The sequence below is a fragment of the Streptomyces sp. NPDC044033 genome (assembly GCF_056434425.1).
In genome coordinates this window covers 47,652-64,768 of record NZ_JBWKFF010000022.1, presented here as the reverse complement: position 1 = coordinate 64,768, position 17,117 = coordinate 47,652, and the positions used below count along the sequence as shown (strand labels likewise).

The window sequence follows — 17,117 nt, the reverse complement described above, 5'->3', positions numbered from 1 at the left end:
CCTCAGTTCTGGGGCGAATCCGGCCCGGAGGGGTTTCCCAGGGTCACGCCCCCGTCGATGTTGACCACGCCGCCCGCGATCGAGCCCTGTTCGGCGCGTGCGGTGACGGAGCCGGCGGCGAGGCCGCGGTCGCCCGCGACCTGGGCGCCGCGCGCGTCGCCGATGCTGCGGTCGACGAGGGAGACGGCGGCGCGCAACTCCTCGGCCGCGGCGTCCCGTTCCGTGTCGTCGAGGTCCTCCAGGAGGTCGGCGATCCGGTTCTGCCAGCGGTCCCGCAGCCGGTCGCGCAGTTCGTCGTCGCGCGAGGCGTCCGGCGAGGCGCCCGGCGAACCGTCCGGCGTGCCGGCGGTCAGTTCCCCGGCCGTATGGTCCAGCCGCTCCAGCGTCGTGCGGGCGCTCCGTTCACCGCCCCGGCCGAAAACCGCCGCGAGCCGGTCCCGGAACGCGGTCCACGCGTCCGTACCGGCCGCCTGGACCACCGCCGTGCCGCCCGCCCCGGCCAGCGCGGCCAACGCCTCCGTCAGCATCCGGTTCTCCTTCGAGCTCGTTGCTGTACGGGCGAGTAGACGCTCCGCCCGGTCCGTCACTGCCCCGAAGAGTACCGGCGTCACTCCCCCGTCGTGCCGTCCGCCAGCTCACGCACCACGTCGAGCTGGCCGACGTGGCGGGCGTACTCCTGGAGCACGTGGAAGAGGATCCAGCCGAGTGTCGGCGCGTCCTCCTCGGTGGCGAACCGGCCGCCGGTGAGGGCGCGTTGGCCGCTCGGCACTCCGGAGGCGATCTCGCGGGAGCGCTCGCACTGGGCGGTGAAGGCGGCCCGTAGCGTGTCGGCCGTCTCCCGCTCGGGGACGTGCCAGCGACCGTCCGGCCCCCGGTCGCCCCACGCACGCTCCTCCACCATGGCTTCGCCCTCGAAACCCCAGCAGAACCAGCGCAGTTCGACCCAGGTCAGGTGTCTGACCAGCTCCAGCGGCGTCCACCCGGACGGCAGCCGGCTGGTGCGCAGCCCGGCGCCGTCGAGGCCGTCGAGCTTGCGGAGCAGCGCGCCGCGGTAGTAGTCGAGGTACTGGTCGGCGAGTTCGCGCGGGTCGCCGAGATGGAGCGGCGGTTCTCCGTCGGGCAGCGGTGGCATCGTCATGCGGAGATCGTACGGATCGTCGTACGTACGTCCCAGACCTCACCGGCCCCCTGTCGTACGGTCCGGTCGGCGCTCACCGTACGGGCGGCCGCGTCGGCCGCCGTACACACGTGGCGGCGGGTCGGCCCGTGCGCCGTACATCCCGTACGGCAGGCACCGTACAACCGCTATACGAACGGCCGTTGCCGCGCAACGGACGGTTTCCAGCCAATTCTTGACACGCTCCTGACATATGGCGGCTACCGGTGCCACTCTTCCCTCGGTTGACGCTCCGCTCCCCCATCCCCATCCGGCCCGGCGTCGCCGCTCTCCCCCCACGCCCGGCGCATCACGGCTGCCCCGACCCAATCGGTCCGGGCCGGCTCCGATGCGGCGGATGCTCCATCTGTTCTGCCTCGATCTGCCCGGGCGACCACCCCGCCGCCCGGCCTCCGTCGGCCGCGCCTCCCGTCGCGGCCACCGCAGAAGGAGTCAGCGTGAGACGCACCCCCCATCGGCGCGCCATGGCGACCGGCGCTCTCGTCGCCGCGGGAGCCATGCTCGCCGTCGGAGTACAGACCGGTTCTGCCTCGGCCCGCCCGGACGACTCGTCCGCGGCCGGCGGCAAGGTGATCGCCAAGGCCGATCCCGGCGCGCAGCCGGTCAAGCTCTCACCGTCGCAACGCGCCGAACTGCTCAAGGACGCGAACGCGACCAAGGCGGAGACAGCCAAGAGCCTGGGCCTCGGGGCCAAGGAGAAGCTCGTCGTCCGGGACGCCACGAAGGACGTCGACGGCACGGTGCACACCCGGTACGAGCGGACGTACGACGGACTGCCCGTGCTCGGCGGCGACCTGGTCGTCGACGAGTCCAAGAGCGGCAAACTCCGGTCGGTGGCCAAGGCCACGAAGGCGCGCGTGCGGGTGGCCACGACCAAGGCCGCCGTCGCCCCGTCCGCCGCCGAGAGGTCCGCGGTCGCCGCGGCGAAGGCGCAGGGTTCGGAGAAGACCACCGCGGACAAGGCGCCGCGCAAGGTGATCTGGGCGGCCAACGGCACCCCCACCCTCGCGTACGAGACCGTGGTCGGCGGCTTCCAGGACGACGGCACGCCCAACCAGCTGCACGTCATCACGGACGCCAAGACCGGCAAGAAGATCTTCGAGTACCAGGGCATCAAGAACGGCACGGGCAACAGCCAGTACAGCGGCAAGGTCACCATCGGCACATCCGGGTCGGGCAGTTCGTTCCAGATGACCGACGCGACGCGCGGCGGCCACAAGACGTACAACCTCAACCACGGCTCGTCCGGCACCGGCACGCTGTTCACCGACGCCGACGACGTCTGGGGCAACGGGGCGACGAACGACCCGGCGACGGCCGGCGTCGACGCGCACTACGGCGCGCAGCTCACCTGGGACTACTACAAGAACGTGCACGGGCGCTCCGGCATCCGGGGCGACGGCGTCGGCGCGTACAGCCGCACCCACTACGGCAACGCCTACGTCAACGCCTTCTGGGACGACAGCTGCTTCTGCATGACCTACGGCGACGGCTCCGGCAACTCCAAGCCGCTGACCTCGATCGACGTGGCCGCGCACGAGATGACGCACGGCGTCACCTCCGCCACCGCCAACCTCACCTACAGCGGTGAGTCCGGCGGCCTCAACGAGGCCACCTCGGACATCATGGCGACGGCCGTCGAGTTCTGGGCCAACAACACGAGCGACGTCGGCGACTACCTGATCGGCGAGAAGATCAACATCAACGGGAACGGCACCCCGTTGCGCTACATGGACAAGCCCAGCAAGGACGGGCCGTCCAAGGACAGCTGGTACTCCGGCCTCGGCGGCATCGACGTGCACTACTCGTCGGGCCCGGCCAACCACTGGTTCTACCTGGCGTCCGAGGGCAGCGGCCCGAAGGACATCAACGGCGTGCACTACGACAGCCCGACCTCCGACGGACTGCCGGTCACCGGCATCGGCCGGGACAACGCGGCGAAGATCTGGTTCAAGGCGCTGACCCAGCGGATGCGCTCCAACACCAACTACGCGGGCGCGCGTGAGGCGACGCTGTGGGCAGCGGGCGAGCTGTACGGCGTCGGCAGCGAGACCTACAACAACGCGGCGAACGCCTGGGCCGCCATCGCCGTCGGCAGCCGGGCCCCCTCAGGGGGCGTCTCGGTGACCGGCCCCGGTGACCAGACGAGCAAGCTCAACCAGCCCGTGAGCCTTCAGATCAAGGCGACGAGCACCAACCCGGGCGCGCTGAAGTACGCGGCGACCGGCCTGCCCGCCGGTCTCACGATCGACACCGCGACGGGCGTGGTCTCCGGCACTCCGACGGCCGTCGGCACGAGCAATGTGACCGTGACGGTGACGGACTCGGCCAACAAGACGGGCACGGCCGCCTTCAAGTGGACCGTGAACACCACCGAGGCCGGCGAGTTCGAGAACACCACCGACGTCGCGATCCCCGACTCGGGCGCGGCGGTCACCTCGCCGGTGACCGTGACCCGCAGCGGCAACGCCTCGGCCGCGCTGAAGGTGGACGTGAACATCAAGCACACCTACCGCGGCGACCTGGTCGTCGAACTGGTCTCGCCGAGCGGCAAGACCTACCGGCTGAAGAACGCCGACCCCTGGGACTCGGCGGAGAACGTGAACGCCACGTACACCGTCAACGCCTCCGCGGAATCGGCCAGCGGTGTCTGGAAACTGCGGGTCCAGGACGTATACGCAGGTGACACCGGGTTCATCGACAGCTGGAAGCTGACCTTCTGATCCCACCACGGTCTGCGGTGCACGGCTGACCGGCAGACGACCGAACGAGACGCCGTCCGGGGAGAGTTCGACTCCCCCGGGCGGCGTCTTACCCATTCCCGCGGTCCCCGCCATGTCCTGTTCGTTATCCGGATGTGAATCAACGGCGAACGAACGAATTCAAGCCAACCTGATGTTCGACCCGTGACATGTACGCGCCTCGGATGGGAGTCTCACACCGCACGTCACACCCACACCTCTTGTTTCGGTCCGGACAGTTCTTCCCCACAGTCCGGACCGAACCCCCACAGCAAGAAGGAGTTCGCGTGAGGACTCGCGCTACCCGTATATCCGCCGCCGCGGCCGTCGTCACCGCTGCCGCCCTGGTCACCACCGGCCTGACGACCGGCTCCGCGGGAGCCTCCCCCACGGCGAGAGAGCTGGGCGCGCAGTCCGTCAAGCTCTCCCCCTCGCAGCGGGTGGAGCTGATGCACAACGCCAACGCCACCACGGCGAACGCGGCGAAGACGCTCGGCCTCGGCTCGCAGGAGAAGCTGGTCGTCAAGGACGTCATCAAGGACGTCGACGGCACCGTGCACACCCGGTACGACCGTACGTACGCGGGCCTGCCCGTGCTCGGCGGCGACCTGGTCGTCCACCAGGCCAAGGGCGGCAAGGTCAAGGACGTCAGCAAGTCGACGAAGGCGTCCATCAAGGTCGCCTCGCTCACGCCGAAGGTGGCGCCGAAGGCCGCCCAGCAGAGCGCGCTGAAGGTCTCCAAGGCCGTGACCGGCGACAAGGCCGCCGCCGACAAGGCGCCGCGCAAGGTGATCTGGGCCGCCAAGGGCACCCCCACCCTCGCGTACGAGACCGTGGTCGGCGGCTTCCAGAAGGACGGCACGCCCAACCAGCTGCACGTCATCACGGACGCCGACACCGGCAAGAAGATCTTCGAGTACCAGGGCATCGAGAACGGCGCCGGCACCAGCGAGTACAGCGGCAAGGTCGAGCTCGGCACCTCCAAGGAGGGCAGCGGCTTCTCCCTGACGGACAAGGGCCGCGGCGGCCACAAGACGCTCAACCTGGACCACGGCCAGTCCGGTGAGGGCAAGCTCTTCACCAAGGACAAGGACGAGTGGGGCAACGGCAAGCCGGACAACCCGGAGACCGCCGCCGTGGACGCCGCGTACGGCGCCCAGGTCACCTGGGACTACTACAAGAACGTGCACGGCCGCGACGGCATCAAGGGCGACGGCAAGGGCGCGACCTCCCGCGTCCACTACGGCAACGGCTACGTCAACGCCTTCTGGGACGACAGCTGCTTCTGCATGACCTACGGCGACGGCGAGGGCGACAAGAAGCCCCTCACCGAGATCGACGTGGCGGCGCACGAGATGAGCCACGGGGTCACCTCGGCCACCGCCAACCTGGAGTACAGCGGCGAGTCCGGCGGCCTGAACGAGGGCACCTCCGACATCTTCGGCACGGCGGTCGAGTTCAACGCCAAGAACGCCGAGGACCCGGGCGACTACCTCATGGGCGAGAAGATCGACATCAACGGCGACGGCACCCCGCTGCGCTACATGGACAAGCCCAGCAAGGACGGCCAGTCCGCGGACTACTGGTCCTCGGACGTCGGCAACACGGACGTGCACTACTCGTCCGGCGTCGCCAACCACTGGTTCTACCTGGCGTCCGAGGGCAGCGGCGCCAAGGAGATCAACGGCGTCAAGTACGACAGCCCGACCAAGGACGGCAAGAAGGTCGAAGGCATCGGCCGCGACAAGGCCGAGAAGGTCTGGTTCAAGGCGCTGACGACCTACATGACGTCCAACACGGACTACAAGGGCGCCCGTGAGGCGTCGCTGAAGGCCGCGGGCGACCTGTACGGCAAGGACAGCAAGGAGTACAAGGGCGTGGACGCGGCCTGGGCCGGCGTCAACGTGAAGTGACCGACGGCGCGGCGGCCGGTTCGAACCGGCCTGATCGCTGAGGTACTTGGGGCGGTGTCCGGGCCGAGGCCCGGGCGCCGCCCCCGTCCGCTATCCGGAGTTGGTGAATTCTTTACCGTGCACCGCACGGCGGACCTGTCGATTCCCTCCCGATACGCACGCGAGTTCGATAAAACTGTGATCAGTCGGTCGCGATCTCCGGCGACCGGCACCACGGCCAGAGGAGTTCCGCGTGCGCACTTCTTCTCGCAATTCCCGTACCGACCGTCACAGATACCGCCGCACCGCCGTCGCCACCGGCGCGGCGACCGTAGCGGCGGCCCTGCTCGCCACCGCGTTCACCACCGGTTCCGCCGAGGCCGCCGACCCCGCGGCCGCCTCCGCCGCACACCTGGGCCTCGGCGCCAAGGAGAAGCTCATAGCCCGGGACGTCGTCAAGGATCCCGACGGCGCCGTCCACACCCGGTACGAGCGCACGTACGCCGGGCTCCCGGTGCTCGGCGGCGACCTGGTCGTCCACCAGGCCGAGGACGGCAAGGTCGAGGAGGTCACCAAGGCCACCGACGCCGCCATCGCGGTGCCGACCACCGCCGCGAAGCAGGCACCGGCCGCCGCCCGCACGTCGGCGCTGGCCGCCGCCCGCAAGGTGGCCGGCCTGAAGGCGGGCGTCGCGCCGACGGTGAACACCGCGCCGCGCAAGGTGATCTGGGCCGCCAAGGGCACCCCCACCCTCGCGTACGAGACCGTGCTCGGCGGCTTCCAGGACGACGGCACGCCCAGCAAGCTGCACGTCGTCACGGACGCGGCCACCGGCGCGAAGCTGTACGAGTACCAGGCCGTGGAGACCGGCACCGGAACCGGCCAGTACAGCGGCAAGGTTCCGGTCGGCTCGGTCAAGAGCGGCAAGTCCTACCTCATGAAGGACAACGCCCGCGGCGGCCACCAGACGTTCAACCTCCAGGGCTCCGAGACCGGCAAGGGCAAGACGTTCCTCGACGCCGACGACGTCTGGGGCAACGGCAAGCCCACGATCCAGCAGACGGCCGCCGTCGACGCGCAGTACGGCGCCGCCGCCACCTGGGACTTCTACAAGAAGGTGCTGGGCCGCAACGGCATCAAGAACAACGGCAAGGCCGCCTACTCCCGTGTCCACTTCGGCAAGAGCTATGTCAACGCCTTCTGGGACGACGACTGCTTCTGCATGACCTACGGCGACGGCGAGGGCGACAAGAAGCCCCTCACCTCCCTGGACGTCGCGGGCCACGAGATGAGCCACGGCGTCACCTCGGCCACCGCCAACCTGGAGTACACCGGCGAGTCCGGCGGCCTCAACGAGGCCACCTCCGACATCTTCGGCACCGCCGTGGAGTTCTACGCCAAGAACGCCAAGGAGCGCGGCGACTACCTCATCGGCAAGCAGATCGACATCAACGGCGACGGCACCCCGCTGCGCTACATGGACAAGCCCAGCAAGGACGGCATCTCGCCCGACTACTGGTCCTCGTCGCTCGGCGACCTCGATGTGCACTACTCCTCCGGCGTCGCCAACCACCTCTTCTTCCTGCTGTCGGAGGGCAGCGGCCCGAAGACGATCGACGGGGTGAAGTACGACAGCCCGACCTACGACGGCAAGAAGGTCACCGGCATCGGCCGGGACAAGGCCGTCAAGATCTGGTACAAGGCGCTCACCACCTATATGACTTCCACCACCGACTACAAGGCCGCCCGGGTCGCGACGCTGAAGGCGGCGGGCGCGCTGTACGGGCAGAACAGCACGGAATACAAGACCGTCGGCGCGGCTTGGACGGGCGTCAACGTAAAGTGACGACCCGCCTGATGGAGCGGCCGACGTAAAGTAGCGACCCGACCGATCGATTTCGATGTACGGGGGAGCCACTACCGTGATCCGAGTTCTGCTCGCGGATGACGAAGCGATGATCCGCGCGGGCGTACGGGCCGTACTGTCCGCATCCCCCGACATCGAAGTCGTCGCAGAGGCGGCGGACGGCCGCGAGGCCGTGGATCTGACGCTCAAGCACCGCCCGGACGTCACGCTCCTCGACATCCGGATGCCCCGCCTCGACGGGCTCCAGGCCGCGGCCGAGCTCCGGCGCACCGCGCCGGACTCGGCCGTGGTCATGCTCACCACGTTCTCCGAGGACGAGTACATCACCCAGGCGCTGAGCAGCGGAGTCAGCGGCTTCCTGCTCAAGTCCGGCGACCCTCGCGAACTGATCGCGGGGGTACAGGCCGTGGCCGGCGGCGCCGCGTTCCTCTCCCCGCGGATCGCCCAGCGCGTCATCGCCCGCCTCAGCGGCGGCCAGCTCTCCAAGGCGGCGGCGGCCCGCGGCCGCGTGGAGGAACTGACCACCCGCGAACGCGAAGTGCTGGCCCTGCTCGGCAGCGGCCTGTCGAACGCGGAGATCGCGGCACGGCTGTATCTGGTGGAGGGCACGGTGAAGGCGTATGTGAGCGCCATCCTGTCGCGGCTCTCGCTGAAGAACCGGGTGCAGGCGGCGATCCTGGCGTACGAGGCGGGGCTGGTCGAGTAGCCGGGGCGGCCCTCCCCAATGTCCGGTGCGCGATATCCGGTGCGCGGTGTCCGTACTCCTCCGCCCGGTGACAGGCTCGGCCCGGTCGGACGGTACGAGCCGCACGCCGCCGTAGACCTTGGCGCTCAGCGGGTACGGGAACCGCCCCCGCCATGCCCGCCGTGCTGACCGGCCGCGAGCCGACCGGAGCGCTCCACCGCTGAGCCCACCGGGAGCTTCCGCGCCGTGCGGCACGGGCGGGACTCCGTTCCACGGACGCGCGCTGGGCGAGGCCCTCGCGATGGCCCGCCCCTCTCCCTGGAGCCGGGCCGTGCTCGTATCAGCCTGCTTCGCCCGGTCCGGGGGAAAGCGGGCGGCGCCGGCCGTTCCCGAGGCATATTTGGCAGCGGGGGCCGGGAACGGGCGTCAGGGGGCGGGAAGATGACGTCAGACGAGCGGTTCGGCGACGCGCTGCGCAGCCGACGGGAGGCCGCGAATCTCTCACTCGGCGGCCTTGCCGCGCTGACGCACTACAGCAAGGACTGCCTCAGCCGCGTCGAGAACGGACACGGTCCGGCCGTACGCGAGCTGGCGCTCCGCTGCGACGTGGCGCTCGACGCGGAGGGCGAGTTGACCGGCCTCGTACCGCCGACCGGCGCGAAGTCCCCGTCCGCCGCGGGCGATACGCCCCCGGTGCGGCCGGTGCAGCCGGTGCAGCCGCAGCCCGGCCTGGCCGAGGCGGGCCGCACGCCGGAGTACGGGGCGGAGTTCGACCGCCTCATCCGCAGCGGCGACGCCCGCTACACGGCCGGGGAGATGCGGGAGGCCGGCCGGTGGTACCTGGCGGCGTACCGGACTGCGGCGGGCGATGCGCGGGCCCAGGCGTACGCCATCGTGCGCTACGCCCGCCGCTGGCCGGACCCGGGCCGGGCGGACCAGGAGCTGCCGCGTCTGCTGCGCGGCGGACTGGCCGCGCTGGACGGCGACGGGACCCCGGCCGCCGACGGGCTGCGGCTCCAGCTCAGCGCGCATCTGGCCAAGAGGCTGTCGACGGCGGTGGGCGAGGACACCGCCGTGCCGTGGGCCGGCCCGGAGCGGGGCGCGCAGCAGGCCGGCCGTACGCTGCGGGAGCTGCGCGGTCTGCCGCCCGGCCGCCGGCTCAGCCTCAGCGAGGAGGCGCGCTGCGAGGTGCTGGCGGAGTGCCGCTGGGGGCTGTACGACTTCGCCCCGGCGGGCGACCTGCTGACCGTGTCGGAGGAGCTTCAGGACGCGGCGTCGCGGGCGCGTTCGGCGCACTTCCACGGCGAGGCGCTGGTGGCGCTGGCCATCGACCAGCTCCGGGTCGGCCGGATCGACAGCGCCTTCGCCACGGTGGAACGGCACCGCGCGCACGCCGCACGCCGCCGCAGCGCGCTGACCACGTGGCAGCAGTCCACTCTGGACACGCTGCTGGACCTGTGGCGCGGCCGGTTCGAGGAGGCCGCGGACTGGATCTTCGGTGAGTCCCGGGGCATCGTCGAAGGGCTGGAGGCCGACCTGGTGGTGCCCGTCGGCACCCTGCGCCGGACCCGGCTGGGCCAGGCGTACTGGCTGCTGCGCGAACAGGGCCGGATGGCGGAGCTGTTCGACTCCGGGATGGCGGACGACGCGGAGGGCCACGGCTGCTTCCCGGTGTGGCGGGCGGGCCTGATCCTTGCCCTGTGCGAGACGGCCCGCTACGACCGCGCGCTGGACCATCTCGCGGCATTCGCGCAGGACACCCGGGGGTTCACGGCCCTGCCCCCGCACGGCTGGTCGGTACCGGCGACGGCGCTGCTGGCGGAGGCGTACGCGAGCCTGGACAAGGCCGGCCGGTACGGGTCCCAGTCGCGGGACGGTGCGAAGCGACTGCGGGAAATGCTGGCCGGTCACGCGTCGGAGGTGGCACTGGCCGGCCGGCCGACGGTGCTCCTGGGCCCCGCGGCCCGCGGGAGCGGCCTGCTCGCCCTGACCGAGAACGACCCCGCCCATGCCCTCCAGCACTTCTGGCACGCGGCCCGCCTGGCCCGCTCCTCACCCCCGCAGATGGCCAGACTCCGCCTGGACGAGGCCCGTGCCCAGCTACGGGCCGGGGGCCCGGGCGGCCGCCGCGCGGCGGTCGGCCTGCTGAGCGCGGCGCGGCGGGCGGCGTCGGAGTTGGGGATGGCGGGCGTGGCAGGGGAGTGCCGGGCGCTGCTGGCGGAGGTGGGGTGACGCGGGCCGGCGGGGCGCGACCGGCTTGAATGGCACCCATGCCCACGAACCCTCACCCGAACACGAGCGGTACGAGCGCTACGCCCGGCGGTGAACCGGCGAGGGGCCGCGGTCGGCGCCGGCTCGCGGCCATGGGCGCGGCCTTCTGCGTACTGGCGGCGGTGGCCGCCACGGGCCTGGCGCTCAAGCACCAGGAACGGACGCGCGCGGAGCTGCTGGCGCCGGGGGACGCCGGGGGCCGATGGACGGCTGACGCGGGTCGGGGGAACACGGTGGCTGATGAGGTACGCGCCGGCCTGGGGACGGAGGGGGCGGAAGGCACGAGCACGACGGCGCGGCCGGACCGTGGTCGCGCTACGGCGGGTACGGACCTGAAGGAGGCCCACTCGGACCACTCGCCGCCGCCCCCGCCGCCCCCGGCCTCCCCGCTGCCCGCGTCCAGTCCTCTCGCCGCCGCGCCGACGGACCCGCAGCCGACCGTGGGCCCGCTGTTCTACGCGGGCGGGCCGACGGGCCCGAGCCACCAGTGCACCGCGGCCGTCGTGCACTCCCCGCACGGCAACCTGCTGGTCACCGCCGCGCACTGCGTCTACCAGGACGGTTTCCGCACGGACCTCGCCTTCGTCCCCGGCTACCACGACGGGCTGATGCCGTACGGAGTGTGGGTGCCCACCCGCATCGACGTCGACCCGAGCTGGACCGCCGACCGCGACCCGGACCATGACGTGGCCTTCGTCCAGGTCCGCAGACCGGGCGCCGGCCAGGCCCGCATCGAGTCGGCGACGGCCGCCGAACAGATCCGCTTCGGCCCGCCGGTACGCCGACCGGCGCGCCTCATCGGCTACCCGTACGGCGAAGAACGCCCTATCAGCTGCCAGAACACCACCAAACCCGTCAGCCGCACCCAACTGAGCTTCTCCTGCCCCGGCTTCCTCAGCGGCACCAGTGGCGGCCCCATGCTCACCGCCATCGACCCGGCCACGGGCCGGGGGACGGTGACGGGCGTGGTGGGCGGACAGGACGAGGGCGGCGACGACGCCACGTCGTACAGCTCGTACTTCGGCGACGACGTGGCCCGGCTGTACCGCCGGGCGACGACGACGTGAGCCGCGCCTTGGGCAGGACGGCCAACCGTCACGCCTTTGGTATGACGGCCGACCGTCACCTCACGGCGCCCGCTCCTCCACCGCCCGCCGCGCGCCGACCTCACTCGGATACTCGCGCACCGTCACCACCGCGCACACCCACCCCAGCGCGAACGCCGCGAACGCCGGCGCCACCGGCGCCGCCAGGACCACGACGACCCGCCCGAGCACGGCCAGCCCCGGGGTCCGGCGCTTCTCCCCCGACTTGCGGTCCCACGCCCGCTCGGGCGTGGGCGGATCGGCCAGCTTCACCCGATGCCCCCGCCGCTGCACCAGCCACCCCCACACGAGCCCCGCACAGGCCGCGACCGCCTGCACGCCGTCCCACACCGTGCGGACACCGGACGGCAGTTGGTCCCGGAACCCCTGGTAGAGGCTCACGGCGAGAAAGCACAGGAACGCGGTGACGGCGACCCACAGAACGCCGGTGACGACGCGCCGCGCCCAGTAGCGCGCGCCGCGCTCGTACCAACTGGTGCCGAGACCGGGGAGGGCCGGTGGCGAGGCCGCAGACGCGGCGGTCATCGACGGCTCAGTGCCTGCTCCAGGGCGCGGCGGGCGCCGATTTCAGCGGGCAGCTCCCGAATGAACGAGCTGGCACATACAAAACCCAGCAGGTACGCGGTCATCGGCACCAGCAACGGCGCCAGGAAGATGACCCACCGGCTCCCGACCGCCTGCCCCCCGGCCCGGCTCTGCCTCTGGCGCTTCTCCCGCCACGCCTGTTCCGGAGTAGGGGGATTGAGCAGTTTCTCCTGGACCTTCTTGCGTGCTGTCCGCCAGCCCCACACCAGCCCCAGGCAAGAGCCGATCGCTTCCACAATGTCTGCCACCATGTGCGCCGTGGGCGAGAATCGGTGAGCGAATCCGCTGTATGCAGACACGGTGAGGAATCCCACGAACACCGTGAGCAGCAATTGCAGGCTGACGATGCGTATCCGCTCCATCCAGTACCCGATACCACGCTTGTGCCATGTAGTTCCGAGGCCCGGAATATCCGCCGGCTCCGGCACCTCAGAAGATGCTTGTGACACCGCTCCACACCTTCTTCGCCGCACCGGAGACCGCATCTGTGCTCTCGTCCCACAGGCGCTTGACGTCCTGGCCTGTCTCGGAGACAACGTGCCCGGCACCATACAGGGTCCCGCGGACTACCCCGAAGTCGTGGATATCCTCACTCCAGTGCTCGTGAAACGCCTCGTCGAGCAGATCCGTGGTACCTACGACCAGGACGCCGCCGACGCCCGCCACGAGGGCCACTGGCGCCGCTTCGGGGAGTACGGCCGCCGCGAGCACCGAGCCCGCCACAAGGCCGCCGACGTTGGCCGCCCCATTCACGAGAGCCGAGTGTTTCCACGACCAACCTTCATCATGGTCGTCCTTGGCCGCCAACACACCGCACGCGCTGGCCGCTACGACGTCGATAACAGGAAGTTCCCGCAGGAACGACGGGAGCTTTTCGATGCCTTCTCCCATCCGAAGCACCTTGGCCGCATCGGAGATCTTCACGTTCAGTTCACGGTCGTATGGCACTCGACTACTGCCGTGTTCAGCGGCGGCGATCCGTGTCCGCAACTCCTCGACCTGGGTGATCGCGTCGCGGTATGCGCCCTTCGCCGGAAGGTCCTTGGGCAGCTTCTTGCCTTCGGCCTGAAACGCCTTGCGCTCCTTGCGCAGCGCCTTCTTGGACTCCTCCTCCGCCTTCTTCGCATCGTCGAGCTCAGTGGCGGCTTCCTGTCCCCTCGCCCGCCTGGCTTCGCTGTCGACCGCGTACAGACCTCGCAGGTAGTCCGCGACGGTGATCTTATCGCCGGGCGCCACTGTGACATCGTCGAAAAGTTTGTTGAGGCGTTCAGCGGCGTCAAGGCGAGCCCGCTGGGCCGTGTGCAATACCTCCTTGCGGACTGTCAGATAGGTGCTCAGCGCGGACTTCGCCTTACTGTCCGCATCCGCCGGCAGATCATCCGGAATGCCCTTGGCCTTCATGGGAACGCCAGCCCTCACGGCCACGTCCTCGGCATTCTGCAAAGCGTGCTCAGCGGCCCTGAGGTGGCCGGAGAGCGCCGTCAGCGCCTCTCCGGTCTCGCTCACCAGAGTGGCCAGAGCACCCGCTGTCATCGCATCGGCACTCCATGCGGCGTGAAACTGGTCTGCCGCTTCGCCCTGCCATCCGGCGTCCTTGACCAGGGCGTCCACACACCGGCCGATGGGCTTGAGCGGTCCCTCAAGCTCCTTTTTAGCCCCGGCGTACTCCGATCCCATGTGCGCGAGACCGCCGATGTCCCCGCCGACCCAACTGTCCGCCACTGTCTCCCGATTCCCCGTCCACGTCCTGTGCCCGCTTCTGCCGGCCTACTCACCCACGAGACGCCTGTCGAACGTGTTGTCCTTGTGCTTGTCCATCAGGTCCTCGAACAAACCGTGCACGTCGATGTCGTGCCGCTGGAACGAGTTGTGGGCATATTTCACCTTGGAGCCGTGGTCCTCAATGCGATCAGCGAGCGCTCCGTGCAGCTCGGTAATGAGCTTCGATATCGCCTTGATCGAGGAATCCAGTGCTCCATCACCGGACGGGACGATCGGCGGAGACACTTTGTGAGCAAGCTTCCGGAAGTTTCCGCTCTCCCTGTGGAAGGTCCCACTCATCTCGTTGATGTCATCCAGCACAGCTTTGAAGTCCGCCATCAGCCCACCTCTCGGGCGTACGATTCGAGGTCTTCAGGACGCCAATTGCGGCGCCCCGGGGTGATCGCCGGATCCAAATGCACTTTGGGCAGGTTCGCCTCACGCATGGCCTCGACGAATGGCCCGATGGAAGGTGCTACCCACGGTTGGGCCGACCCCAGCGCATCGACCAGCTTCCGCAGGCTGGTGAAAGCCACCGGAATGGCGGGGCCAGACGGATGCCGCAACAGCTCGAACGCAATCGTCGGCGGACCTTCATCCGGGTACACCGGGTGGGCCGGCACGAAGACCGGCGTCGAATAGGCCGGCAGCTTCACCGGCTGCCCCGCTGCCGGATCGTCCCCCACGTAGTCGAGGATGCGGGACACCACCTGCTCCCCCATGCGGCTCACCCCTTCTCGCGCGCGGCTTCGCACGCCTAATCGCGCCTCAAGGTAGTACCGCCGGACTGCCCCGCATTCGGTGAATTCCTCCCATAGTTATACGACCACACCGAATTCATGCCGGTTCTTGGATGGCTTCTGGCTTGCCATTGACCCGGTGTTGACCAGGCCCTCACACCGCCCTGTCGCCACAGGAACACCCCCGCCACAACAGTTGTCACGGCGACACAGAGCCCCCGTCACGGCCGTCAGCTCCGGACCTCGTCGCGGATCGCGTTCACCCGACGGGCGAACGCGTCCAGATCGACGGCGTCGGCGGACGCGGCGGGGTGGCCGTAGTCGTTCTCGGCGACGGCTCCGACGGTGCTGGAATCCGCCCAGGCGCACATCGGAGAGTAGGCCGGCTTGCCGTTGCCGCCGGTCGACTTGGTGATCTCGCAGGTGACGGGCGCCGACGCCCCTGCGGAGGTGATCTCCTTCGGCGCCACGGCGACATCCCCCCAAGGCGTTCAAGCTCCACGGGGAGTGGCAGGCGGCCTCCGACCAGCTGGACTCCCTGGAGCGGTCATTGGCGCGGGCGGAGAACGGCAGTGCGCATCTGCCCTACGACCGGCAGTTGAACTACAAGCTCGCGGACGCTCTCGAAGGCAGCAGGCTCGTCAGGGGCGCACCGGATTTCCTGAAGGAGATTCCGGTCATCGACGTGGCCGCCACCGTGGCGGTGGCCGGGCTGGAGGCCAAGCAGGACCACGACAAGGGCTGGTCGTGGGGGCATTCCGCGCTCGTGGACGTAGGCGGCGGGCTGGTCGGGCTCGGCGCGGGGGTGGGCGCGGCCGCCCTGGCCACGGCGTCGCTGCCGGCGGACGCCGTCGTGGCGACGGCGGCGGTCGGCGGAGCCGTCGTTGTGGGCGTGAGCACCTTTACCGACAAGCTGTTCCACGAGCACTGGAGTGAGGACATCCATGAAAATGGGGTGTTCTTCGGGACGCTCTACGGAATCGGCCATTCGGAATCCGAGGCCTGGGACGCCTCAAAGGACATGGTGAGCGGAAGCGCGCACTGGGTAGGGGACAAGTCCAAAAAGTTGTGGCACGGCGTATCGAGCATTTTCTGAGACCTGAGATGAGCACAGCAATGCCAGTCACCCCGCAGGACGCGGTGGAACCGGAGCCGGTCCCCCTCTGGGGGACGACGTGGGTGGCCCGAGGTGCGGGCTACTGGCTGCGGCGGGTGTCCATCGGCCTCTTCCATCTGGTCCTCATGGCATTCGTGGCCGCCGTTGCGGGCGCCTTCTACGCGGGGTTCATATCGGCCTTCGAGTTCTCCGCGTCCTTCCGCCGGGGGCTCGACATCGCGCAGGCCGCTCTCGCCGTCGGCGGGCTCGTATACGGCTTCGTACGGCATCGGCGCAAGCCCTCCACGCCGCCCCCGACGCCCGAGGAGGCGTGGGCGGCGCGCCGTCGTGGTGGGCGCGGCAGCAGCGCCCTGAACAGCCGGTGGCTGATGGTCGTGGCCGTGCCGGTGCTGCCGGCCGTCGTCGCCTTCGGGGTCGGGGAGATGGCGTCCGCGACGTTCGTCCGTCGCACCCCGGCCGAGATCGGCGCCCGCCTGGACTACGAGCGCCGGGTGCGCGAGCAGGAAGCGGAGGAGGAGAGGCGGGCCGAGGCGGCCGCCGCGCTGGTTCCGCACAACCGGGCCGAGCGGCGGCAGGGGACGGCCGCCTACCGTCGCAGGTACGGACGGCCCCCGCGCGCCTGACCGCCCGTACAGCGCGAACGCTTCACGCTCGCCGCGCCTCTTCCAGCGCTCGTCGCGCGCCGATCTCGATGGGCAACTCGCGCACGAACACCCCCGCGCAGACCATTCCGACCAGGTATGCCACCGCCGCCGGCAGCACCGGCATCGCGACCAGCGCGACGACGCGTCCGGCGATGGCGAGCGACGCCCCCCGCCGGGCCTCCTCCCGCTGCCTCTGCCAAGCCTGCTTCGGCGTGGGCGGGTCCAGCCGCTTCCGCAGCACTTGCTCGCGCGCCGTCTTCCAGCCCCACACCAGGCACACGCAACAGACGAGCACCTGCGCGATGTCGCATATCAAGCGGACCGTCGGCGAAAAGTCAGCCACGACTTCGCGATAGACAGCCGTCATGAGTGCGCCCAGCAGCAGGAGGCCCAACAACAGGCCACAGGCCAGGGCGGCCCGGCGCGTCCAGTAGCCCGCCCCGCGCCGATACCAGCTTGTTCCGAGGAAGGGCAGCGCTGCGAGCTCAGTTGGGTCAGAAGGTGCTCGTGACGCCATGCCAGAGCCCCTTC

The 17,117-nt window shown here is 70.1% G+C and carries 17 protein-coding genes; 8 read left to right on the top strand and 9 right to left on the bottom strand.

Going from position 1 to position 17,117, the window contains the following annotated elements:
- Positions 1 to 2 precede the first annotated feature (2 nt).
- Both AC07AB_RS31640 and AC07AB_RS31635 read right to left on the bottom strand, forming a co-directional pair.
- On the bottom strand, positions 3 to 527 hold the full coding sequence (locus AC07AB_RS31640; RefSeq protein ID WP_478574136.1) for a hypothetical protein: 525 nt from the start codon (positions 525 to 527) through the stop codon (positions 3 to 5).
- Positions 528 to 607: 80 nt separating this feature from the next.
- Complete coding sequence (locus AC07AB_RS31635; protein WP_478574133.1) at positions 608 to 1,138, bottom strand: DinB family protein; 531 nt, start codon at positions 1,136 to 1,138, stop codon at positions 608 to 610.
- 476 nt (positions 1,139 to 1,614) lie between these two features.
- Between AC07AB_RS31635 and AC07AB_RS31630 the strand changes: the two genes are divergently transcribed.
- The 6 genes from AC07AB_RS31630 (at position 1,615) to AC07AB_RS31605 (ending at position 11,700) form a co-directional block, all read left to right on the top strand.
- Complete coding sequence (locus AC07AB_RS31630; RefSeq protein WP_478574131.1) at positions 1,615 to 3,900, top strand: M4 family metallopeptidase; 2,286 nt, start codon at positions 1,615 to 1,617, stop codon at positions 3,898 to 3,900.
- Positions 3,901 to 4,205: 305 nt separating this feature from the next.
- Positions 4,206 to 5,831 (top strand): M4 family metallopeptidase, encoded by a 1,626-nt coding sequence (locus AC07AB_RS31625; RefSeq protein ID WP_478574128.1) that lies wholly within the window; start codon positions 4,206 to 4,208, stop codon positions 5,829 to 5,831.
- A gap of 232 nt (positions 5,832 to 6,063) precedes the next feature.
- Entirely contained in the window at positions 6,064 to 7,656 is a 1,593-nt protein-coding gene (locus tag AC07AB_RS31620) for a M4 family metallopeptidase (RefSeq protein WP_478574125.1), read from the top strand.
- A 55-nt stretch (positions 7,657 to 7,711) separates the two neighbouring features.
- On the top strand, positions 7,712 to 8,383 hold the full coding sequence (locus AC07AB_RS31615; RefSeq protein ID WP_478574122.1) for a response regulator: 672 nt from the start codon (positions 7,712 to 7,714) through the stop codon (positions 8,381 to 8,383).
- Positions 8,384 to 8,803: 420 nt separating this feature from the next.
- Positions 8,804 to 10,594 carry a helix-turn-helix domain-containing protein gene (locus AC07AB_RS31610; protein WP_478574119.1) on the top strand — a complete coding sequence of 597 codons (1,791 nt, stop codon included), beginning with the start codon at positions 8,804 to 8,806 and terminating at the stop codon, positions 10,592 to 10,594.
- A gap of 38 nt (positions 10,595 to 10,632) precedes the next feature.
- Positions 10,633 to 11,700 carry a trypsin-like serine peptidase gene (locus AC07AB_RS31605; protein ID WP_478574117.1) on the top strand — a complete coding sequence of 356 codons (1,068 nt, stop codon included), beginning with the start codon at positions 10,633 to 10,635 and terminating at the stop codon, positions 11,698 to 11,700.
- Positions 11,701 to 11,760: 60 nt separating this feature from the next.
- Here AC07AB_RS31605 and AC07AB_RS31600 read toward each other — a convergent pair whose 3' ends face one another.
- From AC07AB_RS31600 to AC07AB_RS31575, 6 genes are all read right to left on the bottom strand, one after another.
- Positions 11,761 to 12,264, bottom strand: a complete 504-nt coding sequence (locus AC07AB_RS31600; RefSeq protein ID WP_478574114.1) for a hypothetical protein — start codon at positions 12,262 to 12,264, stop codon at positions 11,761 to 11,763.
- Positions 12,261 to 12,686 carry a hypothetical protein gene (locus AC07AB_RS31595; protein WP_478574111.1) on the bottom strand — a complete coding sequence of 142 codons (426 nt, stop codon included), beginning with the start codon at positions 12,684 to 12,686 and terminating at the stop codon, positions 12,261 to 12,263. The genes AC07AB_RS31600 and AC07AB_RS31595 overlap by 4 nt, the downstream gene beginning before the upstream one ends.
- Positions 12,687 to 12,753: 67 nt before the next feature.
- Positions 12,754 to 14,046 carry a WXG100 family type VII secretion target gene (locus tag AC07AB_RS31590; protein ID WP_478574108.1) on the bottom strand — a complete coding sequence of 431 codons (1,293 nt, stop codon included), beginning with the start codon at positions 14,044 to 14,046 and terminating at the stop codon, positions 12,754 to 12,756.
- Positions 14,047 to 14,091: 45 nt separating this feature from the next.
- Positions 14,092 to 14,424 (bottom strand): DUF6317 family protein, encoded by a 333-nt coding sequence (locus AC07AB_RS31585; RefSeq protein ID WP_478574106.1) that lies wholly within the window; start codon positions 14,422 to 14,424, stop codon positions 14,092 to 14,094.
- Complete coding sequence (locus AC07AB_RS31580) at positions 14,424 to 14,807, bottom strand: SAV_915 family protein (protein WP_478574103.1); 384 nt, start codon at positions 14,805 to 14,807, stop codon at positions 14,424 to 14,426. Before AC07AB_RS31580 ends, AC07AB_RS31585 begins: the two co-directional genes overlap by 1 nt.
- A gap of 248 nt (positions 14,808 to 15,055) precedes the next feature.
- Positions 15,056 to 15,295, bottom strand: a complete 240-nt coding sequence (locus AC07AB_RS31575; RefSeq protein ID WP_478574100.1) for a hypothetical protein — start codon at positions 15,293 to 15,295, stop codon at positions 15,056 to 15,058.
- A gap of 80 nt (positions 15,296 to 15,375) precedes the next feature.
- Here AC07AB_RS31575 and AC07AB_RS31570 point away from each other — a divergent pair, with 80 nt between their 5' ends.
- Together AC07AB_RS31570 and AC07AB_RS31565 are read left to right on the top strand one after the other, a co-directional pair.
- On the top strand, positions 15,376 to 15,921 hold the full coding sequence (locus AC07AB_RS31570) for a hypothetical protein (RefSeq protein WP_478574098.1): 546 nt from the start codon (positions 15,376 to 15,378) through the stop codon (positions 15,919 to 15,921).
- Positions 15,922 to 15,941: 20 nt separating this feature from the next.
- Positions 15,942 to 16,565, top strand: coding sequence for a hypothetical protein (locus tag AC07AB_RS31565; RefSeq protein ID WP_478574095.1), 624 nt, complete (start codon positions 15,942 to 15,944; stop codon positions 16,563 to 16,565).
- A 22-nt stretch (positions 16,566 to 16,587) separates the two neighbouring features.
- Here AC07AB_RS31565 and AC07AB_RS31560 read toward each other — a convergent pair whose 3' ends face one another.
- Positions 16,588 to 17,103 (bottom strand): hypothetical protein, encoded by a 516-nt coding sequence (locus AC07AB_RS31560; protein ID WP_478574093.1) that lies wholly within the window; start codon positions 17,101 to 17,103, stop codon positions 16,588 to 16,590.
- Positions 17,104 to 17,117 lie beyond the last annotated feature (14 nt).